The organism is Allobosea sp. GW822-FHT05A11, assembly GCF_058800455.1.
Genome location: NZ_JBXAMI010000001.1, coordinates 66,087 through 84,966, shown reverse-complemented (window position 1 = coordinate 84,966; position 18,880 = coordinate 66,087). Strand labels below are relative to the sequence as shown.

The following is an 18,880-nucleotide window of genomic DNA, read 5'->3' as shown; positions in this document are numbered from 1 at the left end:
CGATCCTCAGGCGGCTGCGCGCGTTTCGACGAGCCGGGCCAGCAGGCTGGCGCCGACCGGCAGAATGCCGTCGTCGAGCACATAGGAAGGATTGTGCACCGGCACGGTGCCGGCATGGCCGACCCAGGCATAGGCGCCAGGCACGACGCGCAGCATGTCGGCGAAATCCTCGCTGCCCATCAATGGCTTGCCATCGGTCAGCACGCCCTCGTTGCCGACGATCTCGGCGGCGACAGCGAGAACGGCGTCGGTCTGGGCCTCGTGATTGACCAGCACGTTGAAGATGTTGCGGATGTCGACGTCGATGGTGACGCCGAAGCTCGCCGCCGTGCCGGCCGCGATCTCGCGCATGCGGTCGCGCACGAGCGCGCCGATCTCCGGCGAGAAGGTGCGGATCGTGCCGGCGAGCACCGCCTCCTCGGGGATGACGTTATAGGCCGAGCCGGCATGGATCTGCGTGATCGAGAGCACGGCGGCCTCGCGCGGATCGGCGTTGCGGCTGACGATGGTCTGCAGCGCGTTGGCGAGGCTCATCGCCACGACGATCGGGTCGCGCCCCATATGCGGCATGGCGCCATGGCTGCCGCGGCCGGTGATCCTGATGTCGAAGAAATCGGCACCGGCCATGGCAGGTCCCGGGAAGATCGAGATCTGGCCGGGCTCGAGATCGGGCGAATTGTGCAACCCATAGATCTCGTCGCAGGGGAAGCGCTCGAACAGCTTCTCGGCGATCATGCTGCGCGCCCCGCCGAGCCCTTCCTCGGCCGGCTGGAAGACGAACACAGCCGTACCCTTGAAGCCGCGGTTCTCGGAGAGGTAGCGGGCCGCGCCGAGCAGCATGGTGGTGTGGCCGTCATGGCCGCAGGCATGCATCTTGCCGGCGACGGTGGAGCGCCACGGCAGATTGGTGATCTCCTGGATCGGCAGCGCGTCCATATCTGCGCGCAGGCCGATGCGCCGCCCCGTTCCGCCGGTGCCGTTGAGGATGCCGACCAGCCCGGTCTTGCCGATGCCGCGATGGACCTCGATGCCCCAGCTCGTGAGCTTTTCCGCCACGATGTCGGAGGTCCGGACCTCCTCGAAGCCGATCTCGGGATGGGCATGGAGGTCGCGGCGGATGGCGACGAGTTCGTCCGTGAAGGACAGTATCTCAGGCAGGGCGGGCATGACGGCTCCAGATATCGGATTGTTCAGGCGAAGGGCTGGCCGAGGGGCGAGGTCCGCAGGCCGGGCCGCAACCGGCGCCATGGCAAGGCGGCGGGGTCGACGGGCATCGGCCCCGGCGCGGCGCAGACGAGGATCGTGGCGGCGATCGGCTCGAAATCGGCGCGGAAATGCACCGAACTCTTGTTGACCAGTATCGCCTGCTCGGTCGGCTCGATGCCGACCTGACGGTACATCGCCTGATCGGCCATCTGCGCCTTGCGCGAGCCGACGACGATCCGGACGTCACCGACGCGCAGGCAGGCGCTCGGCCCGAGATTCATCCGCGATCCCCCGTAGAACGGGCCGGGCGCGACGAAACGGCCGTCCGACAGCGTCTCGACCAGAAAGTCTCCCGCGAGCGGGCGGTCGCCCGGGATACCCGACTTTGCTCCGAGCGACAGCGAGATCGTCGCGCCTTCGCCCGCGGCATGGGCGGCCGCAGCCGCAGCGGGATCGACGATGACGCCGATCGCGGCGCGTGTCGCGCCGCCCCGCACCAGGGCATGGGCCATGCCCATCGTGTCGGAATCGCCGCCGGCACCGGGATTGTCCTGCGTGTCGGAGATGACGACGGGCTTCGTCGCGGTTTCGGCCAGACGCATCGCCTCCGCCACGCCGTCCTCCGGCGAGAAGACCCGGCCCTTGAACGCGGCTTCACTGGCCATCACGCGGGCAAGGACCGCATCGGCCGCCCGGTCGGCATCGGCCTGCGTCGCGCCATAGGCGAGGACGGTCGCGCCGCAATCCGGGAAATCGGCTGCCGGGAAGCCGGGCAGGAAGGAGAGCGTGGGCACGGCCGGGCCTTCGAGCGCCGCGAGTTCGGCATAGATGGTGCGGCAGGGCTCCATCGCCGTCGCCTGCCAGGCGATGGGGATGAGATAGGGCACCTGGCGGAAGGCCTTGGCCGGGCGGGCGCCCGTCTCGATCAGTTGCGCCAGCACCTCGGCCGAGCGGCTACCGGTCAGCGCCATGTCGACATGCGGATAGGTGCGGAAGGCGACGAGCGCATCGGCCATCGCCATCATCAGCGGCGTGACATTGCCGTGCAGGTCGAGGCTGACGACAAGCGGAACCTCGGGCCCGATCGCAGCGCGCACCCGCCGCAGCAATTCGCCCTCACCGTCATCGTGATTCTGCGCGACCATGGCGCCGTGGAGGTCGAGATAGACCCCGTCCAGCGGCAAAGCTGCGGCAATGCGCTCGACCAGCTCGCCGGCGAGCGCCTCGAAGGCCTCGGTCGTGACATGGGCGGAGGGGCTGGCTGCACACCAGAGCGTCGGCACAAGCTCCCAATCCCGCCCACGGGCGCTGTCGACGAAACCGGCGGCGCTGACATTGACGTCCTTCACGGCTGCGAAGATCGCTTCGCCGCGCGCCAGCGGCGGCCAGCCACCGCCTTGCTGGAACGCCTCCATCCCGGCCACGCTGGGTGCGAAGGTGTTGGTTTCGTGGAGAAATCCACCAAATGCAATGCGACGCGGCATCCGTTCCCCCTTGGCTGCAGCCGAGGTAATCACAGGCAGCTGCGCTCTCCAAGGCGCAAAAGCGCCGGCCCGGCCATGGCGAAATGGCGGGGCTGGATCATGCCGGTCGGTGCCCGGGAGACCTTCCGAGCATCGCAAGGCATGCGCAACAGGGGCCGCAATGCATCACCCGCGCTTCCGGGAACCGCAAAGACACATCCGATGAGCCGGCAGGCCTGTGACGATGCAGCACAGGCGGCGACATTGAGATGACACAGGTTCCCGTTACGTGCCAAACCAACTTGAGCTGCCAGCGCGTGAGGAATTGCCGTGAACGTTCCCGTCGTAGGACGCTTCGTCTTCAGGCGCGCCGAGCTTTGGGCTGACGGTGTGATCCATGTCCTCGGCATTGCCCTCGGGCTGGGAGCCGTCGCAGCCTTGATCGTTCAGGTCGCCAACCGCGCTCCGCTGTTCGATCTGATTCCCGTTTCGATCTATGGCGCGGCCCTCCTCGCGGTCCTGATCGTCTCGGCGACCTACAACATGTGGCCGATCTCGCCCCGCAAATGGTTCATCAGGCGCTTCGACCATTCGGCGATCTACGTTCTCATCGCCGGCACCTACACCCCGTTCCTGATGAAGCTGAGCGGGAGCATTTTCGCCCAGACCCTCCTCGTCGTCGTGTGGCTCGCGGCGGCGGCCGGCGTCGTCATCAAGGTGGCTCTGCCGGGTCGGTTCGACCGCCTGTCGATCGCGCTTTATCTCCTGATCGGGTGGAGCGGTCTCCTGATCTGGGAGAGCGTCAGCCTCCTGCCCGCGACCACCTTATGGTTGATCGTCGCAGGCGGCCTGCTCTACTCGATCGGTGTCATTTTCCACGTCTGGGAAAGCCTGCCGTTCCAGAATGCGATCTGGCACGGCTTCGTTCTCGTAGCGTCCGGCTGTTTCTATGGGGCCGTGTTTCGGGCCTATGCGATCGCACCAACGGCATGAGCTGCAGCCGCCCCGCGCTCAAATGCCCCCTCGTTCAGCGACGAGGCCGCCATTCCTCTCGATGAAGGCGACGATCTCGTCCACCCCCGTGAGGCGGTTCAGGTCGCTGAAGACGAAGGGCCGGCCGGCCCGCTGCTTTTCGGTGTCGGAGCGCATCACGTCGAGATTGGCCCCGACATAAGGCGCGAGATCGATCTTGTTGATGATCAGCAGATCCGAGCGGGTGATGCCCGGCCCGCCCTTGCGCGGGATCTTCTCGCCGCCGGCGACATCGATGACATAGAGCGTGATGTCGGCGAGATCGGGCGAGAAGGTCGCTGCGAGATTATCGCCGCCGGATTCGATGAACACCACATCGAGATCGGGGAAACGGCGGCGCATCTCGGCGATGGCGGCGAGGTTGATCGAGGCGTCCTCGCGGATCGCGGTATGCGGGCAACCGCCGGTCTCGACGCCGATGATGCGCTCTTCCGGCAGCGCCTGCAGCCGGTTGAGGATCAACTCGTCCTCCTTGGTGAAGATGTCGTTGGTGACGACGGCGACCGAATAGCGGTCCCGCATCGCCTTGCAGAGTTTTTCGGTGAGCGTGGTCTTGCCGACGCCGACAGGGCCGCCGATGCCGACACGGAGCGGGCCATTGGGGGAGTTCACGAGCGAAAGACCCTCGAATACTGCGTTTCATGGTTCATCGAGAGGATATCGGCGCAGATGGTGCAGGAGCCGAGATCGTCGAGCGTCGAAGCGGCGGCGCGCTGGGCAGTCCGCAAGACGACCGGCTCCAGTGCAGCAAGCGTCGCGACCCCGTCGCGCTGGCCGAGCGGCACCAGTCGTACACAGGCCTGGACGAGGTTCGACGCGAAGGCGTGGAGATAGGCAGTCAACGCATCGGCAAGCGCGATGCCGTGGCGCGCTGCGGCTGAGCCGACGGCCACCGGATAGGCGATCGGCCCCTCCCCGCCTGCCGGCGGCTCGCCGCTCCAGGCCGCCATCGCATCGACGAAGGCATCGCCTTGCAGCGTGGTTTCCATGTGGCGCTCGCGCGAACCGGACATCGCTTCGGCCAGTTCTGCGACCTCGGCGATATCTTCACCGGCTCTGGTCTGGCGCCAGGTTTCGGCCAGCAGAACGGCGTCATTCCAGGCGGAGCCCTGCCCCAGCAGCGCCTCCAGCCATTCACGCAGGCTTTGCCGATCTCGGATCAGCCCATCATGGATCGCTCGCTCCAGCCCGTGGCTATAAGCGAAAGACCCAACCGGAAAGGCCGGGGAGAGCCATGTCATCAGGCGGGCGAGCGAGGCAGCCTCAGCCATGGTGATGGTGATGGCTGTGCCCGTGATCATGTCCGTGGGCATGATAGGCGCCGTGCACCGGCTGGAAGCGCGCGACGACCGCGCGGACGGAGGCACCGAGCCCTTCCAGCATGGCGCGGATGACGTGGTCACGCTGGATCAGGATGCGGGTTTCGTCGATCTGCGCCGGCAGGTGGCGGTTGCCGAGATGCCAGGCGAGATGCCGTAAGGGGCAAGCGGAGCCGGGAAGCACCTCGTAGAGTTCCTCCTCTGCCGCGACGATTGCGATCTTACGGCCGTCCTCCAGCACCAGCCGATCGCCATCGGCGAAGAGCACCGGCTCGGGCAGGTCAACCATGACTTCGTCGCCCTGATCCGTGGTGACGAGCTTGCGGCGGAGATGGCGCGCGGCATGGTCGAGCCGGATCGTGCCGGCGGGCTCGCCACTGCCGCCGTGGCTATGGGAGATGGCACGGAGCATGGCTTGGCCTCAGAACAGGAAATAGCGCTGTGCCATCGGCAGCACGGTCGCGGGTTCGCAGGTCAGGAGCTCGCCATCGGCGCGAACCTCGTAGGTCTCGGGATCGACCTCCATATGCGGCGTGGCATCGTTCAGGATCATCGAAGCCTTGGAGATGCCGCCGCGCGTGTTCTCGACCGCGACCATGCCCTTGGCGACGCCGAGCTTCTCCGTCAGCCCGCATGCGATCGCCGCCTGGCTGACGAAGGTCACCGAGGACATGGCGGGCGCCCTCCCCATCGCCCCGAACATCGGGCGGTAATGCATCGGCTGCGGGGTCGGGATCGAGGCGTTGGGATCGCCCATCGGTGCGGCCGCGATCATGCCGCCGACCAGCACCATCTCCGGCTTCACCCCGAAGAAGGCCGGATTCCAGAGCACGAGATCGGCACGCTTGCCCACCTCGACCGAGCCGACATGCCTCGACAGGCCCTGCGCGATGGCCGGGTTGATCGTGTATTTCGCGATGTAGCGGCGGACTCGCAGATTGTCGTTGTCGCCGGTCTCTCCGGGCAGGCGCCCGCGCTGGACCTTCATCTTGTGCGCGGTCTGCCAGGTCCGGATCAGCACCTCGCCGACACGGCCCATGGCCTGGCTGTCCGAGGAGATGATCGAGAAGGCGCCGATATCGTGCAGGATATCCTCGGCCGCGATGGTCTCCTTGCGGATGCGGCTCTCGGCGAAGGCGATGTCCTCGGGGATCGAGGGCGACAGGTGATGGCAGACCATCAGCATGTCCAGGTGTTCGGCGATGGTGTTCTGCGTGTAGGGCCGCGTCGGGTTGGTCGAGGACGGGATGACGTTCGCGAGGCCACAGACCTTGATGATATCGGGCGCATGGCCGCCGCCGGCCCCTTCCGTGTGGAAGGCGTGGATGGTGCGGCCCTTGAAGGCGGCGACCGTGTCCTCGACGAAGCCGCTCTCGTTCAGCGTGTCGGTGTGGATCATGACCTGAACGTCGTGGTCGTCGGCGACGCTGAGGCAGTTATCGATCGCCGCCGGCGTCGTGCCCCAGTCCTCATGGAGCTTGAGCGCGCAGGCGCCGCCCTCGATCATCTCGATCAGCGCGGCCGGCTTCGAGGCATTGCCCTTGCCGGAAAGCCCGAGATTGATCGGCACCGCGTCGAAGGACTGGATCATCCGGCCGAGATGCCAGGGGCCGGGCGTGCAGGTCGTCGCCAGCGTGCCATGCGCCGGGCCGGTGCCGCCGCCGAGCATGGTGGTGACGCCGGCCATCAGCGCCTCGTCGATCTGCTGCGGGCAGATGAAATGGATATGGGCGTCGACGCCGCCGGCGGTGAGGATCTTGCCCTCGCCGGCGATCGCCTCGGTGCCGGGGCCGATGACGATCGTGACGCCAGCTTGCGTATCCGGGTTGCCCGCCTTGCCGATGGCGACGATCAACCCGTCCCTCAGGCCGACATCGGCCTTCACGATCCCCCAGTGATCGACGATCAGGGCATTGGTGATGACGGTATCGACCGCGCCCTCGGCGCGGCTCGCCTGGCTCTGGCCCATGCCGTCGCGGATGACCTTGCCGCCGCCGAACTTCACCTCTTCGCCATAGACGGTGAAATCCTTCTCGACCTCGATGATCAGGTCGGTATCGGCGAGGCGGACCCGGTCGCCGACCGTGGGCCCGTACATCTGCGCGTAAGCCGCGTGGGAGAGCTTGGCGGGCATCAGAGTGTCCCCATCACCTTCTGCTGGAAGCCGTAGACGGCGCGCGAGCCCCCGAATGGCACGAGGCGGATTTCGCGCTGCTGGCCGGGCTCGAAGCGCACCGCCGTGCCAGCAGCGATATCGAGCCGCATGCCGCGCGCAGCAGCACGGTCGAAATCCAGCGCCTCGTTGGTCTCGAAGAAGTGGTAGTGCGAGCCGACCTGGATCGGCCGATCGCCGGTATTGGCGACGAGCAGCGTGACCTGCTCTGCCCCCGCGTTGAGGACGATATCGCCTTCGGCGGGAAAGACCTCTCCGGGGATCATCCTATCAAGCTCCCGCGACCAGCCAGAGCCCGCCGAGCGCCGTCAAACCACCAGCGATGCGCGCGGCGATCCGGCCGCGATGCGAGAGCACGTTGCCGGCAAGGCCAATGCCGAGGCCGACCGCGTGCAGCAGCGCTGTCGCCAGTGCGAAGCCGATCATGAAGGACAGGCTCGTCGCCTCGCCGAGTTCGCCGCCATGGGCATAGCCGTGGAACAGCGCGAAGAAGCCGACCACGGCCATGCCGACCGCGACCGGAACCTGCAACGCGACCAGCGCCAGCAGGCCGAGCACCACGACGGAGGCCGCGATGGTCGGCTCGACGAAAGGCAGGCCGATGCCGGCGAGTGCTGCTGCAAAGCCGAGCATCATCGTGACGACGAAGGCGCTGGGAATCATCCAGACGGCCCGGCCGCCGACAAGGAAGGCCCAGAGGCCGACGCCGACCATCGCCAGGATATGGTCCGTACCGAAGAACGGATGCGAAAAGCCGGCGGCGAAGGAGCCGTGCTCGGCAGGGTTGAGATGGGCAAAGGCCGGGCTCGCGGCACCGACGCTCAGGATCAGGGCGATCGACAATCTCTTCATGGCAGCCTCCGGCTTGTGCGCTCAGCGGATCGGTTCGTGGACGGTGACGAGCTTGGTGCCGTCCGGGAAGGTGGCTTCGACCTGCACATCGTGGATCATCTCGGCGACGCCTTCCATCACCTGCGCACGGCTGACGACATGGGCGCCGGCCTCCATCAGATCGGCGACGCTGCGGCCATCGCGTGCGCCCTCGACGACGAAATCGCTGATCAGCGCAATCGCTTCGGGATGGTTGAGCTTCACGCCACGTTCGAGCCGGCGCCGGGCGACCATGGCCGCCATGGAGATCAGGAGCTTGTCCTTCTCGCGCGGTGTCAGGTTCATGCGGTCACCCTAAAGTTGCCAGACCTTGGGCAGCGGCCGGCCACCCATGAGAAGCGTGAGCAGCGGCTCCAGCCGCCGCCGCAGTGCGAGCCCGGTCTCCTCGACGAGCCGCGCCAGAAACTTGCCGTGCCAGGCGCTGGCGCCGCTGCCTTGCCCGATGATCGCGCGGGCCTGATCCAGGTAGCGCTCGGGTGTGGCTCCGACGAAAAGCACCGTCGCCATCGCGCTGCAACCGGCCATGGCAGGCTGAGGAGCGAGCCGGCTCGCGATATCGCCCTCGACGCGCAGATCATCGGCGAAGATCAGGCGGCCGTCGCGCCTCACCCGCCAGCGATCGTGCAGATGGCCGCTGCGCAGCGTCTCGCCCATCGCCCGTCGGCCGAACAGCACAGCTTCGACGGCGACCAGCTGGGCATCACCAGCGAGATCGACGTCGAGGGAGCGGGACAGGCGCCCGCCATCGAACAGGATGGTCTCCTGTGGTAGCCAGGCAAGCCGCGCCCCGGCCGCGAGGCGCAGGCGGTTGGTCACAACGGCATCGGCGCCGGTCGAGCGATAAATGCGCTCGCAGGCCTGGGTGGTGACGCAGGCATTGGTGTGCGGAGCCAGATTCGCGTCGATGGCGAAACTGTCGCCACCGGTCAAACCGCCAGCCGTGTTGATGAGGATGGCTTGCGGATCGTCGCTGCCGAGCGGGCGTGGGAAGCGCAGCTTGGCGCAGCCCTCCTGAAAGAGTCGATCGAGGCAGGTCTGGCCATCGCGCGACCGGAAGCTGACGCTAGCCTGCCCTTGCGCGCGCTGCATCCGCATCGGTGCGGCGCTCTGGAAATCCTCAACCGCCAGCATCTTCAGGCCCGTTTCCCATGGAACACGGCATGCGGGACATGCTCCATCTAGACCTGAATCAGTCTCTGAACCTGCGCGCCGTCAAGCTCGCTCATCGGGCCGGACAGCACGACCTCGCCGCGGTCCATTACGAACATCGTGTCGGCGAGATCGCGGGCGAAGTCGAAATACTGCTCGACCAGCACGATCGCCATGCCGCCTTTCTGACGCAGGTAGTCGATGGCGCGGCCGATATCCTTGATGATCGAGGGCTGGATGCCCTCGGTCGGCTCGTCCAGCACCAGGAGCCTGGGCCGGGTGACCAGCGCCCGCGCAATCGCGAGCTGTTGCTGCTGGCCACCCGAGAGGTCTCCGCCGCGCCGGCCCAGCATGGTCTTCAGCACGGGGAACAGGTCGAAGAGTTCATCCGGGACGTAGCGCTCGCGGCGCTTCAGCGGCGCGAAGCCGGTCTCCAGATTCTCCTTCACCGTCAGCAGCGGGAAGATCTCCCGCCCCTGCGGCACATAAGCGATGCCGGCCCGCGCGCGATCCTCGCTGCGCAGAACCGAGATGTCTTCTCCGTCGAGGCTGATATGGCCGCCGGAAATCGGCTGGTGCCCGACGATGGCGCGCATCAGCGAGGTCTTGCCGACGCCGTTGCGGCCCATCACGCAGGTGACCTTGCCGGTCTCGGCGGTGATGGAGACGCGGCGCAGCGCCTGGGCCGCGCCGTAGTGGAGGTTGATGGCGTCGACATCGAGCATGCTCACCGCCCCAGATAGACTTCGACGACGCGCTCATTGGCGCTGACATGGTCAAGCGGGCCTTCGGCCAGCACCGAGCCCTCGTGCAGCACCGTGACCTTCACGCCGAGCTCGCGGATGAAGCCCATGTCGTGCTCGACCACGATCACCGAATGATCCCGCGCGATCTCCTTGAGCAGCACCGCCGTCTGCGCGGTCTCGCCATCGGTCATGCCGGCGGCGGGCTCGTCGACCAGCAGGAGCTTCGGGTCCTGCGCCAGCAGCATGCCGATCTCCAGCCACTGCTTCTGGCCATGTGAGAGCGAGCCTGCGAGCCGGTCCCGCCTGTCGGCGAGGCGGATGATGCCGAGGATGTCGTCGATGCGCTTCTGCTGCGGGCTTTCCGTCTTCCAGAACAACGTCTTGCCGACCGTGCGCTTCGATTTCAGCGCCAGCAGGATGTTGTCCTCGATCGTGTGGCTGTCGAAGACGGTCGGCTTCTGGAACTTGCGGCCGATGCCAAGATTGGCGATGGCGGCTTCGTCGAGCTTCGTCAGGTCGACCGAGCCGCCGAACATGATAGTGCCGACATCCGGTTTCGTCTTGCCGGTGATGATGTCCATCATCGTGGTCTTGCCGGCGCCATTGGGGCCGATGATGGCGCGCATCTCGCCGGGCTCGATGGTCAGCGACAGGCCGCGGATCGCCTTGAAGCCGTCGAAGGAGACGCTGACGCCGTCGAGATAGAGCAGCGAGGAGGTCAGGGCACCGGGCACGGGAGCGTTCATGACCGCTACTCCGCCGGGGCCGGCTCGGCGGCCGGAGTGCCGTCCGGCTTGCGGCGGCGTGCCCAAAGCGCCTCGGCCGTGCCGAGAATCCCCCTGGGCAGGAAGAGCGTGACGACGACGAAGAGGCCGCCGAGCACGAAGAGCCAGTACGGCGCCATGAAGCCGGAGGTGAACAGCGTCTTGGCCCAGTTGACCACGACGGCGCCGAGCGCCGCGCCGACCAGCGTGCCGCGCCCGCCGACCGCGACCCAGATCACGGTCTCGATCGAATTGGCCGGGGCGAACTCGCTGGGATTGATGATGCCGACCTGCGGCACGTAGAGCGCGCCGGCCACGCCCGCCATGCAGGCCGAGACGGTGAAGACGAAGAGCTTGAAGCGATCGACCCGGTAGCCGAGGAAGCGCGTGCGCGACTCCGCGTCGCGAATGGCGATGACGACCTTGCCGAGCTTCGAGACGACGATGCCGCGCGCGATCAGGAAGCCGGCCGCCAGCATGACGCAGGTCATGGAAAACAGAGCGGCGCGCGTCGTCTGCGCCTGGATGTTGAAGCCGAGAATGTCCTTGAAATCCGTCAGGCCGTTATTGCCGCCGAAGCCCATGTCGTTACGGAAGAAGGCGAGCAGCAGCGCATAGGTCAGGGCCTGCGTGATGATCGAGAGATAGACGCCGGTGACGCGCGAGCGAAAGGCGAACCAGCCGAAGACGAAGGCAAGCAGGCCGGGCACCAACAGCACCATCAGCATGGCAAAGGGGAAGGAGGAGAAGCCCCACCAGTACCAGGGCAATTCCTGCCAGTTCAGGAAGACCATGAAATCCGGCAGGATCGGGTTGCCGTAGACGCCGCGCGAGCCGATCTGGCGCATTAGGTAGAGGCCCATGGCGTAGCCACCGAGCGCGAAGAAGGCGCCGTGGCCGAGGCTCAGAATGCCGCAATAGCCCCAGACCAGATCGAGCGAGACCGCGAGCAGCGCGTAGCAGAGATATTTGCCCCAGAGCGACATGGTCGAGGACGAGACATGGAAGGGAGAGGATGCCGGCAGGAGCAGGTTCGAGAGCGGCACCAGCACGGCTAGGCCCAGCAGGATCGCGAGGAAGATGCCGCCGCGCTTGTCCATGTTCTGGAGGAGGAAGCGCGTGATCATGCCTCCACCGCCCGGCCCTTGAGCGCGAACAGGCCGCGCGGGCGCTTCTGGATGAAGAGGATGATGCAGACCAGCAGCGCGATCTTGCCGAGCACTGCGCCGGCATAGGGCTCGAGCAGCTTGTTGGCGACGCCGAGCGTCATCGCACCGACCAGCGTGCCCCACAAATTGCCGACGCCGCCGAAGACCACAACCATGAACGAGTCGATGATGTAGCTCTGGCCGAGATTGGGGCTGACATTGTCGATCTGCGACAGCGCGACGCCGGCCAATCCCGCGACGCCCGAGCCCAGCCCGAAGGTCAGCGCATCGATGCGGCCGGTGCGGATGCCCATGGCGGAGGCCATGCGCCGGTTCTGCGTGACGGCCCGCATCTGCAGACCCATCGGCGTGAGCTTCAGGATGGCGAGCAGCGCGGCGAAGACCAGCGCGGCAAAGACGATGATCCAGAGTCGGTTATAGGTGATCGCCAGACCGCCGAGCTCGAAGGCGCCCGACATGAAGGACGGTGCGCCGACCTCGCGATTGGTCGGGCCGAAGGCGGTGCGGACCGCCTGCTGCAGGATCAGGCTGATGCCCCAGGTGGCGAGCAGCGTCTCCAGCGGGCGCCCGTAAAGGAAGCGGATGACGCCGCGCTCGATGGCGATGCCCACTAGCGCGGCGACGATGAAGGCGGCCGGCAAGGCGATCGCGAGCGACCATTCGAACAACCAGGGGGCATGGTTACGGATCAGCTCCTGCACCACGAAGGTGGTGTAGGCGCCGAGCATGACCATCTCGCCATGGGCCATGTTGATGACCCCCATGACGCCGAAGGTGATCGCGAGCCCGATGGCGGCGAGCAGCAGCACCGAGCCGAGCGAGAGCCCGTACCAGAGGTTCTGCGCGACGGCCCAGAGCTTCAATCGGCCTTCGATCGCGGTGATCGCCTTGGCCTGCGCTTCCTTGAGGGCCGGCGTCGCGTCACCCGGCAAGGCGCGCAGCGTCGCCAGAGCGCCCTGATCCCCGCGCTCATGCAATACCTCGATGGCGGCAAGCCGATCGAGCGGTTGGGCATCCGGCTTGGCGATCAGGATCGCGGCCTGGGCCTGCCGCAAGGCGGCGAGCGCGCGCGGATCGGTTTCCTTGCCGATCGCGGTTTCGACGATCGGCAGCAGGCCGGCATCGCGCGACTTGAATACGGCCTCGGCCGCGGCCGTACGCTTCGCCGGATCGGGATTGAGCAGACCGAGACCACCGAGCGCGGCCTGCACCGCGCGGCGCACAGCATTGTTGAGGCGCACCGCCTTCAGGCCCTCGGGTGCGACGGCCAGCGGCTGGCCCGTGCGGGCGTCGACGAAAGCGCCGGAAGAGGTCTTCACCGCCACGCCGCCGGGCCCGGAGAGCAGCCGTCCATCACTGAGCGCCTCGACGATCAGCGCCGCATTCGGATGGGCCGTCGAAACGAGAAGCTCGATGGCGCGGGAGGTATCCGAATAGCTGTCGGCCGCCAACCGTGTGAAGGCTTCATCAGCGGTCTGCGCGAAGGACGCGACCGAGGCCGCGACCAGCGCGACCAGGATAACGAGCCCATGCTTCAGGCGGTGCAAGATCGGCATCGATCCGGTTCGCATTGCGGCTGGTGATTGCCTGGAAAAGCCATGCCGCAGCGCGGCGAATGGAGGGCGGCCGGGATCTTTCCCGTGCCGCCCTTCCCCCTCATGACCTCACGCGCCGCCGCCGCCGCATTTGCCGGTCTTGACGTTGAAGTTGCCGCACTTCTTCTCGACCCAGTCGCCGATCAGGTCCTTGGAACCGTCGAGCTCCTTCGACCAGGCGTCGCCGGGGACGAGACCCGCGGTCTTCCAGACCACGTCGAACTGGCCGTCATCCTTGATCTCGCCGATGAAGACCGGCTTGGTGATGTGGTGGTTCGGCAGCATCTTCGAGATGCCGCCGGTGAGGTTCGGCGCCTCGATGCCGGGCAGCGCATCGATGACCTTGTCCGGATCGGTGGTCCCGGCCTTCTCGACCGCCTTCACCCACATGGCGAAACCGACGACATGGGCTTCCATCGGGTCGTTGGTGACGCGCTTCGGGTTCTTGGTGAAGGCCTGCCACTGCTTGATGAAGGCCTCGTTCTCGGGCGTCTTGATCGACTGGAAGTAGTTCCAGGCGGCGAGATGGCCGACGAGCGGCTTGGTGTCGATGCCGGCGAGCTCCTCCTCGCCGACCGAGAAGGCCACGACCGGAATGTCGGTCGCCTTGATGCCCTGGTTGCCGAGCTCCTTGTAGAACGGCACGTTGGCATCGCCGTTGATGGTCGAGACCACGGCGGTCTTCTTGCCGGCGGAGCCGAACTTCTTGATGTCGGAAACGATGGTCTGCCAGTCGGAATGGCCGAAGGGCGTGTAGTTGATCATGATGTCCTCGGCCTTCACGCCCTTGGACTTCAGATACGCCTCGAGGATCTTGTTGGTCGTGCGCGGATAGACATAGTCGGTGCCGGCCAGCACCCAGCGCTCGACCTTCTCCTCCTTGGCGAGATAATCGACGGCCGGGATCGCCTGCTGGTTCGGCGCGGCGCCGGTGTAGAACACGTTGCGCTCGCTCTCCTCGCCCTCGTACTGGACAGGATAGAACAGGATGTTGTTGAGCTCCTTGAAGACCGGCAGCACCGACTTGCGCGAGACGGAGGTCCAGCAGCCGAAGGTGGCCGCGACCTTGTCCTTGGTGATGAGTTCGCGTGCCTTCTCGGCGAAGAGCGGCCAGTTCGAGGCGGGATCGACGACGACGGCCTCGAGCTTCTTGCCGAGCAGGCCGCCCTTCTTGTTCTGCTCCTCGATGAGCATGAGCATGACGTCCTTCAGCGTCGTCTCGGAGATCGCCATCGTGCCCGAGAGCGAATGAAGGATGCCGACTTTGATGGTGTCCTGCTGCGCCGCCGCCGGCAGGTAGGACGATCCGAGGAAAGCGGCACCGGCCAGAGCGGTGCCGAGGAATTCGCGACGGTTGCTGTTCACGGCCATCTCCCCGAAGGATTGCTGGCGGCGCCCCCTCGACGCCGACGGGCCGCACGGCCCGTGAACCGAAGCCTCGCAAGTGATGTGCCAACCTGCTGCGAAGCCGGTTCGCGCCGGTACGGCAGCCCTTTTGCCAGAGCGGTGGGCCGTCGAGAGCTTGAGGCGCTGCGCAAGCCGCACTGAATGGCCGAGATCTGCTTATTTATTGAGCAAACTCGGTTGATTGAATTGCATTGATGTCAATTTGAGCAGAAGCCTCGGCGAGACGAAGCCACGCGGGCTGTCGTCATCGTCATCCCGTCGGCTGTGCAGGCACGGGCCTGTGTCGAGGATGTGGGGATGGAGAAGAGCGGCACCGGGCCCGGAGAGGCGATCGTAAAACTTCGCAGGAACAACGGCGGCTTGCCCGCAGCCTGCGTGCGCATGGCGCCGCAGCCTGCGAGACAGGAAGGTTTCCCGATGGCCGCGGCGCCTGCGTCCTATCGCAACGGCGGTGCGTAGAGGACGCCGCCCATGCTCCAGAGCTGGTTGAGGCCGCGCGGGATGCCGAGCTTCGAGCCGGTGCCGAGGTTGCGTTCGTAGATCTCGGCATAGTTTCCGCCCGCCTTGACGGCGCGGATCGCCCAGTCCGCATCGAGGCCAAGCGCCTTGCCGAAGCCGCCTTCCGCTCCGGTGAAGCGCCGCACGTCCGGCTTCGTGGATTTCAGGGCCTCGTCGAGATTTGCACTGGAAATCCCGAGTTCCTCGGCATTGACCAGCGCGAAATTCACCCATTTCACCAGCGTGAACCAGGGGAAGTCGTCGCTGCGCACGACCGGCCCGAGCGGCTCTTTCGAGATCACGTCCGGCAGCACGATCGCCTCGGCCGGCTTGGCGAGCCTGAGCCGCTCGCCATGCAGGGCCGACTGGTCGCGGGTCAGCACGTCGCACTGTCCGCCCTCGAAGGCGGCGAAGGCTTCCGCGCCGCTCGGATAGACCTTCTCCTCATAGGTCATGGAATTGGCCTTGAAGAAATCGGAGAGGTTGAGCTGCGTCGTGGTGCCCGCCTCGACGCAGATCTTCGCCTTGTCGAGCGAGAGCGCCGTATCGACCTTGAGCGCGCGCTTCGCCAGGAAGCCCTGGCCGTCGTGATAGGTGATGCCGGCGAAGGCCAGGCCAAGTTCGGCCTCGCGACCGAGCGTCCAGCTCGAGTTGCGCGCCAGCAGATCGACCTTGCCGCCCTTCAGCGCCTCGAAACGCTGGCTCGCCGACAGCGGCGTGAAGGCGACCTTGTCCGCGTCGCCAAGCACGACGGCCGCAACGGCACGGCAAAAGTCGACATCGAAGCCGCGCCAGTTGCCTTGGGCATCCTTCTCCGAGAAGCCGGTCACCCCCTCGCTGACGCCGCATTGCAGCGCACCGCGCTGCTTCACCGTGTCGAGCGTACCGGCTGCGGCTGGCAGGACGAAGCCTGCGAGGACAGCGAGGCTGAGACCGCTGCGGCGAATCCAAGACGTCTTAGACATGTCTGTCCGTTCCTTCTGCAATTCGGAGGATGCGGTGTCGGTCACAGCGTCGCCTTGTGGCGGATGACGACCTTGGTCCCGACCGGGACGCGGTCGTAGAGATCGGCGATGTCGCCGTTGGCCAGGCGGAAACAGCCGGACGAGATCGCCTGGCCGATCGTCTCCGGCTGGTTGGTGCCGTGGATGCGGAAGACCGTCGAGCCGAGATAGAGCGCGCGCGCGCCCATCGGATTGCCGGGTCCGCCGGCCATGAAACGCGGCAGATAGGGCTGGCGCTGCAGCATTTCCGGCGGTGGGCGCCAGTCCGGCCACTCGGCCTTGCGGCTGACCTTGACCTGGCCGGACCAGGTGAAGCCCTCGCGCCCGACCCCGATGCCGTAGCGCAGGGCGCGGCCGTTGCCCTGCACCACATAGAGGAAGCGCTCCGCCGAATGGATCACGACAGTGCCCGGCGCCTCGCTCGAGCGGAACAGCACCATCTGGCGGGCATAGGGCCCGTCGGTGATGGTGGCTTCCTCGGTCGAGACACGGCCCGGTTCGTCGCCGATATCCATCGTCTCCTGGATCGCCGCCGGCGGACGCGGCTGCGCCAACGTGGCGCCCGACAGGGCGAGAAGCGACGCCAGTCCGAAGCCGGACACGAGCAGGCCGCGCAGCGCGGTGTGGATGGTGATGCTCATCTCATCGCCTCCGCTCAACCGCACCGGCTGTAGATGAAGGTGCCGTAGCGCGCATGCGCGTCGGGATCGACGAAGCGCATCACCAGTTCCTTCGGCTTCACCGAGAGCAGTTCGCGATCCTGCGGGTCACCGGCCGGGGCCTCGAAGCCGAGATAGGTCCTGCCGCCGGAGCCGGCCTTCAAGCGAAGCTCATAGGGCTTCGGATCGTCGGCGACATGCATCATCACGCCGTCGCCGGGGCCTTTCGTGATCGTGTAGGGCTGCTTGCATTGCGCCCGCGCTTCCGCCTCGGTCCGCTTGCGGTCCTTCTCCGTGTGGAAGGACGCGATGCCCCAGCGCCCGACCAGGGCGTCGCGCGAGACCCCGGCCGGGGCAGGCGCCGGCGCCGCCGGCGCGTCTGACGACGACATGCTCGCGCCACCGCCACAACCCGCGAGGACCAGAGGCAGGAGACCGCAAGCCAATGCGGCGAGGGGAAAGCGCTTCATGTTGCGAGGGGTGCCGGCTCTCGGTGTCATCGTCTCTCCTTGCCAGGCTGGCGTGGTCGATACGGGTCGCGGAGCGGTGGGAGATCGGACTCCGCGCGATTGATCCCGGGCTCACGATACGATCGGGCGTGCGCATGAAGAGGGCATAGGATGTCCAGGCAGCACAAGTGCAAATGCGACCCATCCGGTCAGCGTGGCGGAGATTGCCGGCTACCGCTGGCGGCAGGCAAGGGTGCCTGAGCAAGGCCGGACGTCATCGGCATTGCGGCGCCGATCACGCGCAACCCGGACGAGCCGAGGCATGCGCGTTGAATTCCCGTCTTCATCGCGCTGATACCGGCGGGGAAAATAGCGCCGGACCAAATTCGAAGAACGGCGTATACAATGCGCAAAACGCATGCAGGAGCTTGGCGATGGAGCTGGGATGGTTGGAGGATTTCCTGGCGCTGCGCGAGCTCGGCAGCTTCACCGCCGCCGCCGAGCGCCGCAACATCAGCCAGTCGGCATTCTCGCGACGCATCCAGTCGCTCGAGGATTGGCTCGGCGTCACCCTGATCGACAGAAGCGTGAGGCCACACCGCTTCACCTCCGTCGCGACGGAAAACTACGGCGATTTCCAGCGCACCCTCAACCAGCTCTATGAGCTGCGCAGCCAGTTGCGCGGCGAGCAGACGCGGAGTTCACGCCTGACGGTCGCGATCCAGCATTCGCTGGCATTCTCGATCTTTCCGCGTTTCGTCGAGATCCTGCGGCAGCAGGGCTATCAGCCGGCCTATCACCTGAATTGCGCCAATAGGGCCGAATGCGTCGAAATGGCGATCCGCGGCGAGGTCGACCTAATGATCTGCTACGAGCTCAGCCCGTCGATCGAGCCAATCGGCTCGACGACCGCCATGCGCGTCGCAAGCGCGCAGGACGACATGATTCTGGTCGGCCCGGCCGCCCTGGCGCCGGACGAGGGGCAGGCCATGCCGCTCCTGACCTATCCCCAGCGCAGCTTCTTCGGCGAGGTCATCTGGCAGGAGGTCATGCCGCGGCTGATCCAGCGCTATCGCTGCGAGACGATCTGCGTGAATTCGCTCAGCAGCGCGCTGCGCGAGATGCTGCTGGCAGGGCTCGGCTTCGCCTGGCTGCCGCGCAGCCTCGTGCTCGACGACCTGGAAAGGCGACGGATCGTCCAGATCGACGAAACGACGCTGATTCACCCGATGGGCGTGGCGATCTATGCCTGTCCTCAGGATTCGCACGCGCTAACCCCGAACGTGCTGGACCACTTACGCTCCGTCGACCTGCAGGCGCTGATCGACCGGCGAGGCGCGGAGCGATAGACGAACG

The 18,880-nt window shown here is 66.4% G+C and carries 20 protein-coding genes; 2 read left to right on the top strand and 18 right to left on the bottom strand.

Annotated features, from left to right (window positions below):
* Window positions 1-6: 6 nt before the first annotated feature.
* Window positions 7-1,167 carry a M20 aminoacylase family protein gene (locus AC1RLU_RS00435; RefSeq protein WP_492793429.1) on the bottom strand — a complete coding sequence of 387 codons (1,161 nt, stop codon included), beginning with the start codon at window positions 1,165-1,167 and terminating at the stop codon, window positions 7-9.
* Between the two features lie 23 nt (window positions 1,168-1,190).
* The gene (locus AC1RLU_RS00430) at window positions 1,191-2,690 is read right to left on the bottom strand and encodes a M81 family metallopeptidase (protein ID WP_492793428.1); all 1,500 of its coding nucleotides are present in this window, start codon (window positions 2,688-2,690) and stop codon (window positions 1,191-1,193) included.
* Between the two features lie 303 nt (window positions 2,691-2,993).
* Here AC1RLU_RS00430 and trhA point away from each other — a divergent pair, with 303 nt between their 5' ends.
* Window positions 2,994-3,662 (top strand): PAQR family membrane homeostasis protein TrhA, encoded by a 669-nt coding sequence (trhA, locus tag AC1RLU_RS00425; protein WP_061970434.1) that lies wholly within the window; start codon window positions 2,994-2,996, stop codon window positions 3,660-3,662.
* Between the two features lie 18 nt (window positions 3,663-3,680).
* On the opposite strand, the gene ureG is transcribed toward trhA, so the two are convergent.
* From ureG to AC1RLU_RS00345, 16 genes are all read right to left on the bottom strand, one after another.
* On the bottom strand, window positions 3,681-4,313 hold the full coding sequence (gene ureG, locus AC1RLU_RS00420) for an urease accessory protein UreG (RefSeq protein WP_492793427.1): 633 nt from the start codon (window positions 4,311-4,313) through the stop codon (window positions 3,681-3,683).
* Window positions 4,310-5,014, bottom strand: a complete 705-nt coding sequence (locus AC1RLU_RS00415) for an urease accessory protein UreF (protein ID WP_492793426.1) — start codon at window positions 5,012-5,014, stop codon at window positions 4,310-4,312. Before AC1RLU_RS00415 ends, ureG begins: the two co-directional genes overlap by 4 nt.
* Window positions 4,965-5,432 carry an urease accessory protein UreE gene (locus AC1RLU_RS00410; RefSeq protein ID WP_492793425.1) on the bottom strand — a complete coding sequence of 156 codons (468 nt, stop codon included), beginning with the start codon at window positions 5,430-5,432 and terminating at the stop codon, window positions 4,965-4,967. Before AC1RLU_RS00410 ends, AC1RLU_RS00415 begins: the two co-directional genes overlap by 50 nt.
* Window positions 5,433-5,441: 9 nt before the next feature.
* Window positions 5,442-7,154, bottom strand: a complete 1,713-nt coding sequence (gene ureC / locus AC1RLU_RS00405; protein ID WP_492793424.1) for an urease subunit alpha — start codon at window positions 7,152-7,154, stop codon at window positions 5,442-5,444.
* Complete coding sequence (locus AC1RLU_RS00400) at window positions 7,154-7,459, bottom strand: urease subunit beta (RefSeq protein ID WP_492793423.1); 306 nt, start codon at window positions 7,457-7,459, stop codon at window positions 7,154-7,156. Before AC1RLU_RS00400 ends, ureC begins: the two co-directional genes overlap by 1 nt.
* Before the next feature lie 4 nt (window positions 7,460-7,463).
* Complete coding sequence (locus AC1RLU_RS00395) at window positions 7,464-8,045, bottom strand: HupE/UreJ family protein (protein ID WP_492793422.1); 582 nt, start codon at window positions 8,043-8,045, stop codon at window positions 7,464-7,466.
* 21 nt (window positions 8,046-8,066) lie between these two features.
* Entirely contained in the window at window positions 8,067-8,369 is a 303-nt protein-coding gene (locus AC1RLU_RS00390; protein WP_047579581.1) for an urease subunit gamma, read from the bottom strand.
* A 9-nt stretch (window positions 8,370-8,378) separates the two neighbouring features.
* Window positions 8,379-9,215 carry an urease accessory protein UreD gene (locus tag AC1RLU_RS00385; protein WP_492793421.1) on the bottom strand — a complete coding sequence of 279 codons (837 nt, stop codon included), beginning with the start codon at window positions 9,213-9,215 and terminating at the stop codon, window positions 8,379-8,381.
* A gap of 47 nt (window positions 9,216-9,262) precedes the next feature.
* A complete protein-coding gene (urtE, locus tag AC1RLU_RS00380) occupies window positions 9,263-9,958 on the bottom strand; it encodes an urea ABC transporter ATP-binding subunit UrtE (RefSeq protein WP_061970421.1) in 696 nt (231 codons plus the stop codon).
* Between the two features lie 2 nt (window positions 9,959-9,960).
* Window positions 9,961-10,725 carry an urea ABC transporter ATP-binding protein UrtD gene (gene urtD / locus AC1RLU_RS00375; protein ID WP_492793420.1) on the bottom strand — a complete coding sequence of 255 codons (765 nt, stop codon included), beginning with the start codon at window positions 10,723-10,725 and terminating at the stop codon, window positions 9,961-9,963.
* A 5-nt stretch (window positions 10,726-10,730) separates the two neighbouring features.
* Entirely contained in the window at window positions 10,731-11,870 is a 1,140-nt protein-coding gene (gene urtC / locus AC1RLU_RS00370) for an urea ABC transporter permease subunit UrtC (RefSeq protein ID WP_492793419.1), read from the bottom strand.
* Window positions 11,867-13,468, bottom strand: coding sequence for an urea ABC transporter permease subunit UrtB (gene urtB / locus AC1RLU_RS00365; protein WP_492793418.1), 1,602 nt, complete (start codon window positions 13,466-13,468; stop codon window positions 11,867-11,869). Before urtB ends, urtC begins: the two co-directional genes overlap by 4 nt.
* 108 nt (window positions 13,469-13,576) lie before the next feature.
* Window positions 13,577-14,878: an urea ABC transporter substrate-binding protein gene (urtA, locus tag AC1RLU_RS00360; protein ID WP_061970413.1), complete on the bottom strand. Its 1,302-nt coding sequence runs from the start codon at window positions 14,876-14,878 to the stop codon at window positions 13,577-13,579.
* 473 nt (window positions 14,879-15,351) lie between these two features.
* A complete protein-coding gene (locus AC1RLU_RS00355) occupies window positions 15,352-16,377 on the bottom strand; it encodes an amino acid ABC transporter substrate-binding protein (RefSeq protein ID WP_492793417.1) in 1,026 nt (341 codons plus the stop codon).
* 41 nt (window positions 16,378-16,418) lie between these two features.
* A complete protein-coding gene (locus tag AC1RLU_RS00350; RefSeq protein ID WP_492794299.1) occupies window positions 16,419-17,051 on the bottom strand; it encodes a L,D-transpeptidase in 633 nt (210 codons plus the stop codon).
* A 20-nt stretch (window positions 17,052-17,071) separates the two neighbouring features.
* Complete coding sequence (locus AC1RLU_RS00345) at window positions 17,072-17,575, bottom strand: hypothetical protein (RefSeq protein ID WP_492793416.1); 504 nt, start codon at window positions 17,573-17,575, stop codon at window positions 17,072-17,074.
* Between the two features lie 383 nt (window positions 17,576-17,958).
* On the opposite strand from AC1RLU_RS00345, the gene AC1RLU_RS00340 reads away from it, so the two are divergent.
* Window positions 17,959-18,873: a LysR family transcriptional regulator gene (locus AC1RLU_RS00340; RefSeq protein WP_492793415.1), complete on the top strand. Its 915-nt coding sequence runs from the start codon at window positions 17,959-17,961 to the stop codon at window positions 18,871-18,873.
* The last annotated feature ends 7 nt before the right edge of the window (window positions 18,874-18,880 follow it).

What these genes read in the sequence shown, in the direction of transcription:
- AC1RLU_RS00435 (WP_492793429.1), bottom strand. Translation starts at nt 1,167, where the DNA reads ATGCCCGCCCTGCCTGAGATACTGTCCTTCACGGACGAACTCGTCGCC.
- AC1RLU_RS00430 (WP_492793428.1), bottom strand. Translation starts at nt 2,690, where the DNA reads ATGCCGCGTCGCATTGCATTTGGTGGATTTCTCCACGAAACCAACACC.
- AC1RLU_RS00415 (WP_492793426.1), bottom strand. Translation starts at nt 5,014, where the DNA reads ATGCCCACGGACATGATCACGGGCACAGCCATCACCATCACCATGGCT.
- AC1RLU_RS00410 (WP_492793425.1), bottom strand. Translation starts at nt 5,432, where the DNA reads ATGCTCCGTGCCATCTCCCATAGCCACGGCGGCAGTGGCGAGCCCGCC.
- ureC (WP_492793424.1), bottom strand. Translation starts at nt 7,154, where the DNA reads ATGCCCGCCAAGCTCTCCCACGCGGCTTACGCGCAGATGTACGGGCCC.
- AC1RLU_RS00400 (WP_492793423.1), bottom strand. Translation starts at nt 7,459, where the DNA reads ATGATCCCCGGAGAGGTCTTTCCCGCCGAAGGCGATATCGTCCTCAAC.
- AC1RLU_RS00395 (WP_492793422.1), bottom strand. Translation starts at nt 8,045, where the DNA reads ATGAAGAGATTGTCGATCGCCCTGATCCTGAGCGTCGGTGCCGCGAGC.
- AC1RLU_RS00390 (WP_047579581.1), bottom strand. Translation starts at nt 8,369, where the DNA reads ATGAACCTGACACCGCGCGAGAAGGACAAGCTCCTGATCTCCATGGCG.
- AC1RLU_RS00385 (WP_492793421.1), bottom strand. Translation starts at nt 9,215, where the DNA reads ATGCTGGCGGTTGAGGATTTCCAGAGCGCCGCACCGATGCGGATGCAG.
- urtE (WP_061970421.1), bottom strand. Translation starts at nt 9,958, where the DNA reads ATGCTCGATGTCGACGCCATCAACCTCCACTACGGCGCGGCCCAGGCG.
- urtD (WP_492793420.1), bottom strand. Translation starts at nt 10,725, where the DNA reads ATGAACGCTCCCGTGCCCGGTGCCCTGACCTCCTCGCTGCTCTATCTC.
- urtC (WP_492793419.1), bottom strand. Translation starts at nt 11,870, where the DNA reads ATGATCACGCGCTTCCTCCTCCAGAACATGGACAAGCGCGGCGGCATC.
- urtB (WP_492793418.1), bottom strand. Translation starts at nt 13,468, where the DNA reads ATGCCGATCTTGCACCGCCTGAAGCATGGGCTCGTTATCCTGGTCGCG.
- urtA (WP_061970413.1), bottom strand. Translation starts at nt 14,878, where the DNA reads ATGGCCGTGAACAGCAACCGTCGCGAATTCCTCGGCACCGCTCTGGCC.
- AC1RLU_RS00355 (WP_492793417.1), bottom strand. Translation starts at nt 16,377, where the DNA reads ATGTCTAAGACGTCTTGGATTCGCCGCAGCGGTCTCAGCCTCGCTGTC.
- AC1RLU_RS00345 (WP_492793416.1), bottom strand. Translation starts at nt 17,575, where the DNA reads ATGACACCGAGAGCCGGCACCCCTCGCAACATGAAGCGCTTTCCCCTC.
- AC1RLU_RS00340 (WP_492793415.1), top strand. Translation starts at nt 17,959, where the DNA reads ATGGAGCTGGGATGGTTGGAGGATTTCCTGGCGCTGCGCGAGCTCGGC.